The 12,818-nt window shown below is 62.7% G+C and carries 12 protein-coding genes and 1 pseudogene; 4 read left to right on the top strand and 9 right to left on the bottom strand.

Annotated features, from left to right (window positions below):
* Window positions 1-68 precede the first annotated feature (68 nt).
* Entirely contained in the window at window positions 69-1,274 is a 1,206-nt protein-coding gene (hmpA, locus tag ASF66_RS01615) for an NO-inducible flavohemoprotein (RefSeq protein WP_056842454.1), read from the top strand.
* A gap of 60 nt (window positions 1,275-1,334) precedes the next feature.
* Window positions 1,335-2,416 (top strand): annotated as a pseudogene (locus ASF66_RS01620) (NAD(P)H-dependent flavin oxidoreductase).
* A gap of 43 nt (window positions 2,417-2,459) precedes the next feature.
* Here ASF66_RS01620 and ASF66_RS01625 read toward each other — a convergent pair.
* Together ASF66_RS01625 and ASF66_RS01630 are read right to left on the bottom strand one after the other, a co-directional pair.
* Entirely contained in the window at window positions 2,460-3,497 is a 1,038-nt protein-coding gene (locus ASF66_RS01625; protein ID WP_056842455.1) for an LLM class flavin-dependent oxidoreductase, read from the bottom strand.
* Between the two features lie 83 nt (window positions 3,498-3,580).
* Window positions 3,581-4,066, bottom strand: a complete 486-nt coding sequence (locus ASF66_RS01630; RefSeq protein ID WP_056842456.1) for a flavin reductase family protein — start codon at window positions 4,064-4,066, stop codon at window positions 3,581-3,583.
* Window positions 4,067-4,304: 238 nt separating this feature from the next.
* Between ASF66_RS01630 and ASF66_RS01635 the strand changes: the two genes are divergently transcribed.
* Window positions 4,305-5,708 (top strand): purine-cytosine permease family protein, encoded by a 1,404-nt coding sequence (locus ASF66_RS01635; protein WP_049860052.1) that lies wholly within the window; start codon window positions 4,305-4,307, stop codon window positions 5,706-5,708.
* 86 nt (window positions 5,709-5,794) lie between these two features.
* Here ASF66_RS01635 and ASF66_RS01640 read toward each other — a convergent pair whose 3' ends face one another.
* The 5 genes from ASF66_RS01640 to ribBA all read right to left on the bottom strand — a co-directional run bounded on the left by ASF66_RS01640 (window position 5,795) and on the right by ribBA (window position 10,970).
* Window positions 5,795-6,952 carry an ABC transporter ATP-binding protein gene (locus ASF66_RS01640; protein ID WP_056842457.1) on the bottom strand — a complete coding sequence of 386 codons (1,158 nt, stop codon included), beginning with the start codon at window positions 6,950-6,952 and terminating at the stop codon, window positions 5,795-5,797.
* 9 nt (window positions 6,953-6,961) lie between these two features.
* Window positions 6,962-7,771 (bottom strand): ABC transporter permease, encoded by an 810-nt coding sequence (locus ASF66_RS01645; protein ID WP_049860054.1) that lies wholly within the window; start codon window positions 7,769-7,771, stop codon window positions 6,962-6,964.
* A gap of 6 nt (window positions 7,772-7,777) precedes the next feature.
* Window positions 7,778-8,716 (bottom strand): ABC transporter permease, encoded by a 939-nt coding sequence (locus ASF66_RS01650; protein ID WP_056842458.1) that lies wholly within the window; start codon window positions 8,714-8,716, stop codon window positions 7,778-7,780.
* Window positions 8,701-9,726 carry an ABC transporter substrate-binding protein gene (locus tag ASF66_RS01655; protein WP_056842459.1) on the bottom strand — a complete coding sequence of 342 codons (1,026 nt, stop codon included), beginning with the start codon at window positions 9,724-9,726 and terminating at the stop codon, window positions 8,701-8,703. Before ASF66_RS01655 ends, ASF66_RS01650 begins: the two co-directional genes overlap by 16 nt.
* 119 nt (window positions 9,727-9,845) lie before the next feature.
* Window positions 9,846-10,970 (bottom strand): bifunctional 3,4-dihydroxy-2-butanone-4-phosphate synthase/GTP cyclohydrolase II, encoded by a 1,125-nt coding sequence (ribBA, locus tag ASF66_RS01660; RefSeq protein ID WP_056842460.1) that lies wholly within the window; start codon window positions 10,968-10,970, stop codon window positions 9,846-9,848.
* Between the two features lie 155 nt (window positions 10,971-11,125).
* Here ribBA and ASF66_RS01665 point away from each other — a divergent pair, with 155 nt between their 5' ends.
* On the top strand, window positions 11,126-11,428 hold the full coding sequence (locus ASF66_RS01665) for a DUF1330 domain-containing protein (protein ID WP_056842461.1): 303 nt from the start codon (window positions 11,126-11,128) through the stop codon (window positions 11,426-11,428).
* On the opposite strand, the gene ASF66_RS01670 is transcribed toward ASF66_RS01665, so the two are convergent.
* Both ASF66_RS01670 and ASF66_RS01675 read right to left on the bottom strand, forming a co-directional pair.
* Window positions 11,425-11,988, bottom strand: coding sequence for an NUDIX hydrolase (locus tag ASF66_RS01670; RefSeq protein ID WP_056842462.1), 564 nt, complete (start codon window positions 11,986-11,988; stop codon window positions 11,425-11,427). The two genes, ASF66_RS01665 and ASF66_RS01670, sit on opposite strands and share 4 nt — an antisense overlap.
* Before the next feature lies 1 nt (window position 11,989).
* On the bottom strand, window positions 11,990-12,742 hold the full coding sequence (locus tag ASF66_RS01675; protein ID WP_056842463.1) for a GntR family transcriptional regulator: 753 nt from the start codon (window positions 12,740-12,742) through the stop codon (window positions 11,990-11,992).
* Window positions 12,743-12,818 lie beyond the last annotated feature (76 nt).

The raw sequence follows: 12,818 nt of genomic DNA on the forward strand, positions 1-12,818 counted from the left end.
TTCATTGGGGTTTATTGATGGCATGACGGTTGCTGTGACGATATCACTAATCTGCATCTGGAGTTCACATGCTCACTCAAGCTCAGCGCGACATCATCAAGGCAACCATCCCGCTCCTGGAAACGGGGGGTGAGGCATTGGCGACCCATTTCTACACCATCATGCTGGACGGTCATCCAGAGGTTAGACCGTTGTTCAACCAAGCGCATCAGGCGAGCGGATCGCAACCTCGGGCGCTCGCCAAAGGCGTGCTGATGTATGCCCGCAATATCGACCGCCTGGAAAACCTGGGACCGCTGGCAAGCCAGATCGTCAACAAGCACGTCGCGCTGCAAATCCTTCCGGAGCACTACCCGATCGTGGGTGCCTGCCTGTTGCGCGCGATTCGTGAAGTGCTGGGTGAAAACATCGCCACCGATGAAGTGATAGCCGCTTGGGGGGCAGCCTATCAACAGCTCGCCGACCTGCTGATCGGTGCCGAAGAACAGGTGTACGAAAGCGTTGCCGCAGCACCGGGCGGGTGGCGCGGTGGGCGCTTGTTCCGGGTCGCCTGCAAAGTGCCTGAAAGCAGTGAGATCACGTCGTTCTACCTGGAGCCGGTCGATGGCAAACCAGTCATCGCGCACAAACCGGGGCAATACATCAGCCTGCGTCTGAATATCGAGGGGACCGAGTACCGTCGCAGTTACTCGCTGTCGGCGCCGTCCTCAGGGGTGGGAATGCGCATCAGTGTGAAGCGCGAGCCCACTGGCGTGGCCTCCAATTATCTGCACGATCAGGTCATCGCCGGATCGGTGCTCGAGCTGTTTCCACCCTCGGGCAACTTCACGCTGGCTGAAGGTACCAAGCCATTGGTGCTGATCAGCGGCGGGGTGGGCATCACGCCGACGATCGCCATGGCCGAGACCGCGCTGCAGGCAGGTGAGCGTCCAGTCGTCTTCATCCACTACGCAAGAAATGCCCAGGCTCAAGCGTTCAAGGACTTGCTTTGCGAGTGGTCGCAAGGCTTTCCGCAATTCAAGGGCTACATTGTTCATAACGAAGCCAGTGTCCATAACCAAGCCAGTGCCGATTCAGCAGTACAACCCGATGCCGTCGGCATGCCTTCGATAGAGCAGCTGCAACAATGGATGCCCGAAGACCGAGACGTCGAAGCCTATTTTCTGGGCCCCAAGCCGTTCATGGCGTTCATGAAGCGCAGCCTGCATGAAATGGGCGTGCCGGACGGCCAGGCGCATTATGAGTTTTTCGGACCAGCAGAAAAGCTGGCCTAGTACTGGTCAGGTCAGGTTGGATCGCGAACGCGCACGACCAATCGAGAGGAGGGATAAGAAATGCCGAAATCCGACAGGCTGTCCGAGTGGGGAATCACGCACCCTATCGTTCAAGCGCCCATGGTAGGTGTCTCGACGCCGCAATTGGCAGCGGCCGTTTCCAACGCTGGCGCGTTGGGCTCCATCGGTCTGGGCGCCAGTACGCCAGAGCAGGGGCGTGAGCTGATTCGGCAGACCAGGGCGCTGACCGGCAACCCCTTTAACGTCAATATGTTTTGCCATCGCCCTGCGGTGTTCGATCACGCCAGAAACGAGGCGTGGCTGAAGCATCTTTCGAGTTTTTTGCCGAGTTCGAGGGCGTACCGCCAACGGTCCTGAAGGAAATCTACAAAAGCTTTGTCGACGACCGCGCCATGCTTGAAATGCTCGTCGAAGAGAAACCCGTTGTCGTCAGCTTTCATTTCGGCGCGCCGCCTGCGCAGTGGATCGAAGAACTCAAGTCGGCGGGCATCTACACCATGGGTTGTGCAACCACGTTGTCCGAAGCCCGGCACCTTGAGCAGGCAGGGGTTCAGGCGATCGTTGCGCAGGGCTATGAAGCCGGCGGGCATCGCGGCGTGTTCGATGATGCGTTCGGTAAAGACCAGCAGATGGGGCTGTTTGCGCTGTTGCGCATTATCGTCGCGGCGGTGGATCTTCCAGTCATTGCTGCAGGCGGAATCATGGAGGGGGCTGGAATCAATGCAGCGATGATGCTTGGCGCCAGCGCCTGTCAGTTGGGAACGGCGTTCATCCTGTGCCCGGAGTCCTGTGCAACGCCAGAGCATCGAGACGCATTGAAAGGTCCGAAGGCCCATCAGACCCGGGTGACCAGCTACTTGTCCGGCCGCCCGGCGCGGGGCATTCCGAATCGCCTGTACCTGGAGTCCGGGACCGACAGGGTTCCTCTGCCAGCCGAGTATCCGCTAGCCTACGACGCTGCCAAAGCCTTGCATGGGGCGGCCAGCGCCAAGGGCTGCCACGACTTTGCTGCACAGTGGGCGGGGCAGGGTGCGCCGCTGGCCAGGGAGCTACCTGCACAGAGGCTTGTGCAGGTGCTTGTCGAAGAAATGCAGGCCGCCTCTCGCTTCAGTCACTCATGAAAAAACCGGGCAAGTGCCCGGTTCTTTCATTGACGCTTCAAGGCTATCGGAACGCCGGCACCACCTCATTGATGAATAGCTCCAGCGATTTCTTCTTTTCGGCATGGGGCAGGCTGTTGTCGCACCAGAAGCTGAACTCGTCGACGCCCAACTCCTGGTAGTGCTTGATGCGCGCGATGATCTGCTCGGGTGTGCCGATCATGGTGTTCTTGCGGATGTTCTCCAGTTCGAACTCCGGGCGCTCGGCGAACTTGGATTCCGGGCTGGGTTCCAGGAAGCCGTTGACCGGAGTGGTCTTGTTGCCGAACCAGGCATCGAAGGTGCGGTAGAACCGCGAGATCGCCGTGGCGCCAACCTTCCAGCCTTCGGGGTCGTCGTTACCGTGAACATGGGTGTGACGCAGCACCATCAATTGTGGGCGCGGTACGGTCGGGTTGTTGGCCAGGGCCGCTTCGAACTTGTTCTTCAGATCGACCACTTCCTCGTCGCCCTTCATCAGCGGCGTGACCATCACGTTGCAACCATTGGCGACCGCGAAGTTGTGCGAGTCGGGGTCGCGCGCAGCGATCCACATCGGTGGCGTCCTGACCGGCTTCGGCACGCTGGTGGAGGTGGGAAATTTCCAGATATCGCCGTCATGGGCGTAGTCGCCTTCCCACAACTTGCGCACCACTGGCACCATCTCGCGCAGTGCGTTACCGCCGCTGCTGGCGGGCATGCCACCGGCCATGCGATCGAACTCTACCTGGTAGGCGCCGCGAGCCAGGCCGACTTCCATGCGTCCGTTGCTGATCACGTCCAGCAGAGCGCATTCACCGGCAACTCGCAGCGGGTGCCAGAACGGCGCAATGATGGTGCCGGCGCCCAGGTGAATGGTCGTGGTCTTGCCGGCCAGGTAGGCCAGCAGCGGCATGGGGCTGGGGGAAATGGTGTACTCCATGGCGTGGTGCTCGCCGATCCACACCGTGCTGAACCCGCCTTCTTCGGCCATCAGGGTCAGTTCGGTCAGGTCTTCGAAAAGCTGGCGGTGGCTGGTCTTCTCGTCCCAGCGCTCCATGTGCACGAACAGCGAAAATTTCATCTTGCCTACCTCGGATCTGTTGGCGGTGGTTCGTCCCGGCCAGGGGCGTGCCGTGGCCCGGACAGTCAATGGCGTGGGATATGTCAGGCGAACGCGGGCAGGGCACCCATTTTTCCGCGGCAATAGACCAACGGGGTTTGCGGGGCGCTGGGCACCAGCAGATTCTTGACCGCGCCGACCATGATCGCGTGATCACCGCCTTCGTATTCCCGCCACAGTTCGCACTCGATGACCGCGATGGCGTTGTCGAGGACCGGATTGCCCAGCGCGCTCAGGCTCCATGCGATGCCATCGGCCTTGTTCTTGCCCTTGCTGGCGAAGGCGTAGGCTTCGGCTTGCTGGTCACTGGAGAGCAGATGGATGGCGAAGCGCTTGCTGCGAATCAGGTGAGGATAGGAGTCGGCCTTGTAGTTGGGGCAGAACAACACGAGGGCCGGATCGATGGACAGCGAACTGAAGGCGCTGGCGGTCATGCCCACGAGCTGGCCTTGATCGTCCAGCGTGGTGATCACGGTCACGCCAGAGGGGAACGAGCCCATGACTTGTTTGTAGATTTCGGCATCGATCATCAAAGGTACCTCGGGTTTGTTCGAATATTTATTGGTCTGATGGTATACCAAAGAATTGTTTGTGCAACCCTCAATTTCAGAGCTGCGCAGTGGTCCGGGTGGTCTTTTGAAACAGGTTGGGGTCAGACGCTTGCTTGCGTTTTCTTGGTATACCGTAATATGGTTTGTCTATCAGAAACGGGTTGCGCCTGGTGACCCGGATTCCTACAAGAACAACAACAGACTCGAGTGAAACCCTATGTCCGAGCGTTCATCGCAAGACCCTTTGATCGAGAGCCATACCGTCGAGCAGGTCCCCCACGCCGAGCGCCATGGGCGGGCTCGGGACCTCTTCACGCTGTGGTTCAGCACCAACATCGCGCCGTTGCCGATCGTCACCGGCGCCATGGTGGTCCAGGTCTTCCACCTCAATCTCGCCTGGGGGTTGCTGGCCATCGTGTTGGGGCATTGCCTGGGGGGTGTGGTCATTGCCCTGTCCTCGGCGCAGGGGCCAAGGCTGGGCATACCGCAGATGGTGCAGAGTCGCGGGCAATTCGGTCGGTTCGGCGCGCTGTTGATCGTGTTCTTCGCTGCGTTGATCTACGTCGGTTTCTTCATCTCCAACATCGTGCTGGCCGGGAAATCGATCCACGCCATGGTCGAGCCGATTTCATTGCCTCTGGGCAGCCTCATCGGCGCCCTGGCCGCGACCGCCATCGGCGTGCTCGGCTACCGCTTCATTCACACCTTGAACCGGATCGGCACCTGGGTCATGGGCGGCGCGCTGCTCGCCGGATTCGCCTTCGTGTTCAGTCAGCCGCTGCCGGTCGATTTTCTGACCCGGGGCGGGTTCACCTTGGCAGGGTTCATCGCCACGGTGTCGCTGGGCGTGATCTGGCAGGTCAGTTTTTCGCCCTACGTGTCGGACTACTCCCGCTACCTGCCCAGCGATATCGGCATCGCCAAGCCGTTCTGGGCCACCTACGCCGGCGCCACGCTGGGGACCATCCTGTCGTTCAGCTTTGGCGCCGTGGTGGTGCTGGCAACGCCGCCAGGCACCGAAGCGATGACTGCGGTTGAGCAGGCGACCGGCGTGCTGGGCCCCGTGCTGATGTTGCTGTTCCTGCTCAACATCATCAGCCACAACGCGCTTAACCTGTACGGTGCGGTACTGGCCATCGTCACCGCCGTACAGACGTTCATCGCCCACTGGACGCCGAGTGTGAAGGTGCGCATCGTGCTGTCGGCGCTGGTGTTGAGCGGGTGCTGTGTGGTGGCGGTGGGCGCGTCGGGCGACTTCATCCAGGACTTCATCGGCTTGATCCTGGCCCTGCTGCTGGTACTGGTGCCGTGGGCCTGCATCAACCTGATCGACTTCTACCTGATCAAGTACGGCGACTACGACATCGAGTCGATCTTTGCAGCCGATGGCGGCCAGTACGGCCGCTTCAATTGGCACGCGATCATCGCCTACGCCTGTGGCATCGCCGTGCAGTTGCCGTTCGCCAACACCGCGTTGTATGTCGGTCCCTATGCCCATCTGGTCGAAGGCGCGGACCTGTCCTGGCTGGTGGGCATCGTGGTTACCTGTCCGCTGTTCTACTGCCTGGCGACCCGCAAGCAGCAACGTGCCGAACGACTGCGGGCCGGATACGCCAAGTAGCGCTGGCTACCCGGCGATCAGTTGCAAAAAGGCCCCGATCGTTCGGGGCCTTTTGCGTTGCGGCGATTGCTAGGTGTGTCGACAGATCAGTGTGCGCCGGCCGCCTTGTTCAGGTCGCCGTCTTCCCAGTGCGTGTACACGCAAGCGTCTGCCGCTGCCCAGCGCACCTGGACCTGTTCACCGGCCTGCAGGGGCATACCGGCCGCCGACAAGGCTTTGACCGTCATCGCCGTACCGCCGCGGGTGACAACGCTGCAGGTCTGGCTTTCGCCCAGGAACAGGGTCTCGGTGACGGTGGCCGGAATCTGGTTCCAGCCTGGCAATAGCGGTTGCTCTGCCGCCTGGGCAACGCTCAAGGCCTGGGCCTTCTCCGGACGTACCATCAGCAGCACCTGCTGTCCGGCATTGGCGCCGGGAGTCAGGCGCATGCCCAGGCTGGCGCCTTCGAAGGTGGCGGAACCGTTGCTGGTGGTGGTCAGCTTGAGAAAGTTGGAGTTGCCCAGGAACGACGCGACGAAGGCATTGGGCGGGTTCTGGTAGAGGTCGTAGCCGCTGCCCAGTCCGACGATCTTGCCGTGGCTGAAGATGGCGATGCGCTGCGACAGGCGCATGGCTTCTTCCTGATCATGGGTCACGTAGACGATGGTGATGCCCAGGCGTCGGTGCAACTGCCGCAGTTCGTCCTGCAGATCTTCGCGCAGTTTCTTGTCCAGGGCGCCCAGCGGCTCATCCATCAGGAGGATGCGTGGTTCGTAGACCAGCGCGCGGGCGATGGCCACCCGTTGCTGCTGGCCACCGGACAGCTGCGCCGGGCGGCGGTGGGCGAAGGCCTCCAGCTGCACCAGCTTGAGCATCGCATCGACCTTGCGGTCGCGTTCGGCGCGGCTCAGTTTGCGGATGTCCAGAGGGAAAGCAATGTTGTCGCGTACCGACAGGTGCGGAAACAGCGAGTAGCGCTGGAACACCATGCCGATCCCGCGCTTGTGCGGGGGCACGTTCACCAATGACTGGCCGCCGACCAGAATTTCTCCGGAGCTGGGCGTCTCGAACCCGGCCAGCATCGACAGCGTGGTGCTCTTGCCCGAGCCGCTGGAGCCGAGGAAGGTCAGAAACTCACCGTCCTTGATGTCCAGGTCGATGTTGTCGACGGCGGCGAAGTCGCCATAGTGGCGGTTCAAGCCGCGCAGGCTGACCAGGGTGTCGCCGGCCTGCACGGCCTGTTGTTGTTTGATCACTGCACTCATGTCCAGCTCCTAGGCGTTGACGGGGTTACGGCGACGAATGATTTCGGCGACCACCATGACCAGTACCGACAGGGCGATCAGCAGCGTCGAGGCGACGGCGATCACCGGCGTCAGGTCCTGGCGCAGGGTGGTCCACATTTTCACGGGCAGGGTCTGCAGGGTCGGGCTCGCCATCATCACGCTGAGCACCACCTCGTCCCACGAGACCAGGAACGCGAACAGGCCGCCGGCCACCATGCCCGGCCGAATCGCCGGGAAGGTAACCTTGAAGATTGCCTGCAGGCGCGACGCGCCGCAGATCACCGCGGCATCCTCGATGGACTGGTCGAACAGTTTCAGCGAGTTGATGATCGAGATGATGGTGAAGGGCAGGGCCACGATCACGTGGCTGACCACGAAGGAGAACAGCGTGCCGGTGTAGCCCAGCTTGAGGAACAGCGCGTACACGGCCACGGCGATGATCACCAGCGGCACGATCATCGGCAGGGTGAACAGGGCATACAGCAGCTCGCGCCCCGGAAATTTGCCGCGCACCAGTGCAAAGGCCGTTGGCAGGCCCAGCAGCACGGCGAAGACGGTGGTCAGCGCAGCGACTTTCAGACTCGACCAGGCCGCCGCCATCCACTCCGGGTTGGCGAAGAACTGCAGGTACCATTTGGTAGTCCAGCCCGGAGGTGGAAACACCAGCCATTGGGACGAGCCGAACGACAGCAGCACGATGAAGACGATCGGCAGCAGCAGGAACAGGCCGATCGCAGCTGTGGTGAGGTACAGGCCGACGCGCAGGCGCCGGCTCATGGCATTGGGGGTAAGAAGCAAGATGACTTACCTCGAATTGCTGGCGCCAACCGGGGATTCCGGTTGCAGCTTCAGGTAGAAATAGAACAGCACCAGGGTGATCAGCACCAACAGCGCCGCAGCGGCACTGGCCAGGCCCCAATTGAGGAACGATTGCACCTGTTGCACGATGAACTCGGGCAGCATCATGTTCTGTGCACCCCCCAGCAGGGCCGGGGTGACGTAGTAGCCCAGGGACATGACGAACACCATCAAGGCGCCGGAGAACAGCCCCGAGCGGCACAGCGGCAGGAACACCCGAAAGAAGTTGGTCCAGGGGCTGGCGCCGCAGATGGCACCGGCCTGCAGCACCATGGGATCGATCGCCTGCATGGTCGCCTGCAGCGGCAGCACGATGAACGGGATCATGATGTAGCTCATGCCGATCACCACGCCGGTGAGGTTGTGCACCATCTCCAGCGGCTGGTCGATGATGCCCAGCGCCATGAGCAGCTTGTTGACCACCCCCGACGCCTGGAGCAATACCAGCCAGGAATAGGTGCGCGCCAGCAGGCTGGTCCACATCGACAGCAGCACGATGCTGAAGATCCAGCGGCCCCAGCCGCGCGGAACCAGGGTGATCACCCACGCCAGGGGAAAGCCCAGCAACACGCTGAACAGGGTCACCAGCCCGGCCACCGAGAAGGTGTTGAACAACACCCTGGCGTAGGCCGAGTTGGCGAACAGCTCACGGTAGTTGTCCAGCCCCGGCGTCGGTTCCAGCACACCGCGCAGCAGCAGGCCGATGAGTGGAGCGAAGAAGAACAGGCCGAGGAACAACAGCGCCGGCAGCAGGTTGCCCGAACCCCGCCAGCGCTGGATCAGGCTCGCTCGTGGCTGGACCGCATGCAGTGCATCGGGGCCGCCGGCGGCGCCCCCGGTGCTGCCCAGAGCGGAGGGCGAGGACAGCTTCACTTGACCAGCCATTCGTTCCACCGTGTCGCGATAGAGGGACCATTCTTGGCCCAGTAGGCGAAGTCCAGAGTGATCTGGTCGCCGACGTGCGCGGTCGACAGGTTGGGTGCCAGGACGGAGTCGAGGCGCTGCACGCTTTCGGTGTTGACCGGCGCGTAGGCCGTCAGGTTGGAAAAGTCGGCCTGGCCCCTGGCGCTGGTGGCGTTGGCCACGAAGCGCATGGCAGCCTCCTTGTTCTTCGAACCCTTGGGCACGACGAGGAAGTCGGCCATGGCCAGGTTCTGCTTCCAGCTCACACCCACGGGGGCGCCGTCTTGTTGCAGGGCGTAAACACGACCGTTCCAGAATTGACCCATGGCGACTTCACCGGACGCCAGCAATTGCTGGGACTGCGCGCCGCCGCCCCACCAGACAATGTCCTTCTTGATCGAGTCGAGCTTCTTGAAGGCCCTGTCCAGGTCCAGCGGATAGAGCTTGTCGGCAGCGACGCCGTCGGCCAGCAGGGCGATCTCCAGCACGCCTGGGCTGGGCCACTTGTACAGCGCGCGTTTGCCGGGGTAGGTCCTGGTGTCGAACAGCGCGGTCCAGTCCTGCGGCTTGCCGGCGGCGACCTTGCCTTCGTTGAAGCCCAGCACGAAGGAGAAGTAGAACGAGCCTACCCCGTAGTCCGAGACGAAGCGCGGGTCGAGCTTGCTGCGGTCGATGACCTTGAAGTCCATGGGTTCGAGCAGACCCTCGCTGGCCGCGCGCAGGGCGAAGTCGGCTTCCACGTCGACCACGTCCCACTGCACGTTGCCGCTCTCGACCATGGCCTTGAGTTTGCCGTAGTCGGTCGGGCCGTCCATGACCACCGCCGTGCCGCTGCTCTTGCTGAACGGGTCGGCCCATGACGACTTCTGCGCATCCTGGGTGGTGCCACCCCAGCTGACGAAACTCAGCGTCTCGGCCGCCACGGCAGTGCCTGCCGTGAATGCCAGGGTCGCCGCAGCCAACGCCGCTATCGCACGTTTCTTGAATACCATCGTGTACGCCCTCTTTTGTCATTGTTTGAGCGGGCTGTTTCCACACCCGCGTATCGGGAGCAGTCAGGTCGTGAAGACCTGGTGGATCGATTGCCTCAGGGGCCGTTGCCGTTCAAGGCTCAGGCCTCAGTGGTTGACGCATGAAACGGGATGCTTTCGACCACTTCCAGGTCGTAGCCGGTCAGGCCTGCGTACTTGAGCGGCGGGCCCAGGTGGCGCAGTTTGCCGACGCCCAGGTCCTGCAGGATCTGCGCGCCGGTGCCGACTTCCGAATAGATGCGGGTCTGAGTGCGTGAATAGGGGCGCACCGGCTGGGTCAGGTGCGGGACGCGCTCCAGCAGGGCTTGGGACGATTCATGATTGGCCAGCACTACCACCACACCCGCGCCATGCTCGGCGACTTTTTCCAGCGCGGCCCACAGCGTCCAGTTGGCCGGGCCGGTGTACTCGGCGCCGACCAGGTCGCGCAGCGGATCGATGACGTGCACGCGCACCAGCGTCGGTTCATCGCGGCGGATGTCGCCCATGACCATGGCCATGTGCACGCCGCCCTGAATGCGGTCTTCGTAGCTGACCAGGCGGAACGTACCGTGCACCGTAGGCAGTTCGCGTTCGCCCATGCGGGTGACCGTGTGTTCGTTGCTAAGGCGGTAGTGGATGAGGTCGGCGATGGTGCCGATCTTGATGCCATGGCGAGCGGCGAACAGTTCCAGGTCCGGACGGCGGGCCATGGTGCCGTCATCTTTCATGACTTCGACGATCACCGAGGCGGGCGTGAGACCGGCCAGGCGGGCCAGGTCGCAGCCGGCCTCGGTATGCCCGGCGCGGGTCAGCACACCGCCTTCACGGGCGCGCAGGGGGAAGATGTGGCCCGGTTGCACCAGGTCGGCGGCGCCGGCCCGTGGCGCTACCGCAGCGGCGACCGTACGGGCGCGATCGGCGGCGGAAATGCCGGTGCTGACTCCGCTGGCCGCTTCGATGGACACCGTGAACGCCGTGCCGAAACCGCTGCCGTTGCTGGGGACCATCTGCTCCAGGCCTAGCCGCTGGCAGCGTTCGTCGGTGAGGGTGAGGCAGATCAGGCCACGGGCTTCGCGGGCCATGAAGCTGATCGCTTCGGCCGTGCAGCAGTCGGCGGCAAGCAGCAGGTCGCCTTCGTTTTCGCGGTCCTCGTCGTCCACCAGCAACACCATCTTGCCCTGGCGAAAGTCCTCGATGATTTCTTCGATGCTGTTGAACGCCATGCCTGCACTCTCTTTTACGGGATCTTTCTTTTACGGGCTCTTTGATACGCACTTGGATACGGATCCGGGCTGACCGATCGTGGCTGACCGGTTGGGATAATCAGCTGAATCGTGGTATACCATAATACGCAAACAATCCCCCTGTCGAGGTGAAAATGAAGGCTTATTGGATTGCTCATGTGGACGTCACCGATCCGGCGCAATACGGGTTCTACACCCAGCGCGCACCCGCGGTTTTCGCCCAGTACGGCGGCCGCCTGCTGGCTAGAGGTGGCCGTTCGCAGGCCATGGAAGGCCGGGCCACGCCGCAGCGCAGCGTGGTCATCGAGTTCGATTCGTACGCCCAGGCGCAGGCCTGCTACCAATCCAGCGAATACCAGGCCGCAGCCAGCCTGCGCGCAGGTGCGGCCAGGGCCGAGGTGATCATCGTGGAGGGTTGCGAGGCGATCGGCGGCTAGCGCATGAAGTGAATGCGACCGGTGTCGTCATTGCCCATGTAGATGCCGTAGGTATCGGTCGCGCGTTCCTGAATGTAGCGCTCCAGGATCTGCCGGATGGCGGGGTAGTAGATGCTGTCCCAGGGAATGTCCGCCGGCGCGAAGAACTGCCGCGCGGCGGTTTCCGGACCGAAGTCGTCCGTCACTTCCAGGGCCATGGCGCGGAAGATGATGTACACCTCGCTGATGCGCGGCACGCTGAAGATCGAGTACGGTGAGATGATCTCGGCGCGCACGCCGGCTTCTTCCCACAGCTCGCGCAGGGCACCTTCCTCGGTGGTCTCGCCGCTTTCCATGAAGCCGGCGGGCAGGGTCCAGGTGCCGGGTCGCGGCGGAATGGCACGCTGACACAACAGGTACTTGCCATCGGCTTCGACGATGCAGCCGGTGATGACTTTCGGGTTGACGTAATGCACGTGCCCGCAACCGGCGCAGAAGGTCCGCTCGTGGGTATCGCCCGCCGGAATGCCCAGGCTCAGGCCGCCGGCACCGCAGTGTGGGCAGAACCGGGGAGTGGCCATGTCAGCGTCCGATACGGGGTTCGTCGAGGGCGATGGGCGCAGCGATGTCGCGGACCTTGTGGTCGTCGTTGCGTTGCTGGCGCAACGACTCCAAAGCCACCTTGGCCGCAGCGCGCACGTGATCGACCGAGGCCTGGTGCGCCGCCATCGGGTCGCCACTCTTGATCGCGGCAACGATGCGCTCCATCTCGTCGCTGCTGACGCCGCGGCGGTTTTCCTGCGACACCGAGGTAGCCCGCAGGTAGCTGATGCGCGCCTGCAACTGACGCAGCTGGGTCGCGGCGACCTGATTGCCGGAGCCTTCGAGCAGCACGTCGTAGAAGCCCTGGACGGAGTTGAGCACGTCCGACAGCGCGCGTTCCTCAAGGGCTTTGCGGTTGACCGCCAGCGCCTTTTCCAGGGCGCGGATGTCCTTGGCCTTGGCATTGAGGGTGAACAGCTGGACGATCAGGCCCTCGAGCACGCAGCGCAGTTCATAGATGTCGCGGGCGTCTTCCAGGGTGATGATCGCCACGCGGGGGCCCTTGGCCTCGGCGAACTCCACCAGGCCTTCGGATTCGAGATGGCGCAGGGCTTCACGCACCGAGGTGCGGCTCACGCCCAGGCGCTCGCACAGGTCGCGTTCCACCAGGCGGTCGCCGGGCAGAAGCTGGAAATTCATGATGGCGCTGCGCAACTTGTCGAGCACGATTTCGCGCAGGGTGACGGGGTTGCGATTGACCTTGAAGCTGTCGTCGAGGGGCAGGCGTTTCATCGGGTCCGCTCTGTTGAAAAGGCAAAAAAACAGCGGCGAGTCTAACACGGCACCCGGCGCTGCCGACCCGCGACCG

The sequence above is a fragment of the Pseudomonas sp. Leaf129 genome (genome assembly GCF_001423465.1).
GTDB classification, from domain to species: Bacteria; Pseudomonadota; Gammaproteobacteria; order Pseudomonadales; family Pseudomonadaceae; genus Aquipseudomonas; species Aquipseudomonas coleopterorum.

Coding starts and splice junctions, on each gene's coding strand:
- ASF66_RS01630 (WP_056842456.1), bottom strand. CDS start 4,066: ATGATCGATGCCGAAATCTACAAACAAGTCATGGGCTCGTTCCCCTCT.
- ribBA (WP_056842460.1), bottom strand. CDS start 10,970: ATGGCGTTCAACAGCATCGAAGAAATCATCGAGGACTTTCGCCAGGGC.
- ASF66_RS01650 (WP_056842458.1), bottom strand. CDS start 8,716: ATGGCTGGTCAAGTGAAGCTGTCCTCGCCCTCCGCTCTGGGCAGCACC.
- ASF66_RS01665 (WP_056842461.1), top strand. CDS start 11,126: ATGAAGGCTTATTGGATTGCTCATGTGGACGTCACCGATCCGGCGCAA.
- ASF66_RS01640 (WP_056842457.1), bottom strand. CDS start 6,952: ATGAGTGCAGTGATCAAACAACAACAGGCCGTGCAGGCCGGCGACACC.
- ASF66_RS01675 (WP_056842463.1), bottom strand. CDS start 12,742: ATGAAACGCCTGCCCCTCGACGACAGCTTCAAGGTCAATCGCAACCCC.
- hmpA (WP_056842454.1), top strand. CDS start 69: ATGCTCACTCAAGCTCAGCGCGACATCATCAAGGCAACCATCCCGCTC.
- ASF66_RS01670 (WP_056842462.1), bottom strand. CDS start 11,988: ATGGCCACTCCCCGGTTCTGCCCACACTGCGGTGCCGGCGGCCTGAGC.
- ASF66_RS01655 (WP_056842459.1), bottom strand. CDS start 9,726: ATGGTATTCAAGAAACGTGCGATAGCGGCGTTGGCTGCGGCGACCCTG.
- ASF66_RS01635 (WP_049860052.1), top strand. CDS start 4,305: ATGTCCGAGCGTTCATCGCAAGACCCTTTGATCGAGAGCCATACCGTC.
- ASF66_RS01625 (WP_056842455.1), bottom strand. CDS start 3,497: ATGAAATTTTCGCTGTTCGTGCACATGGAGCGCTGGGACGAGAAGACC.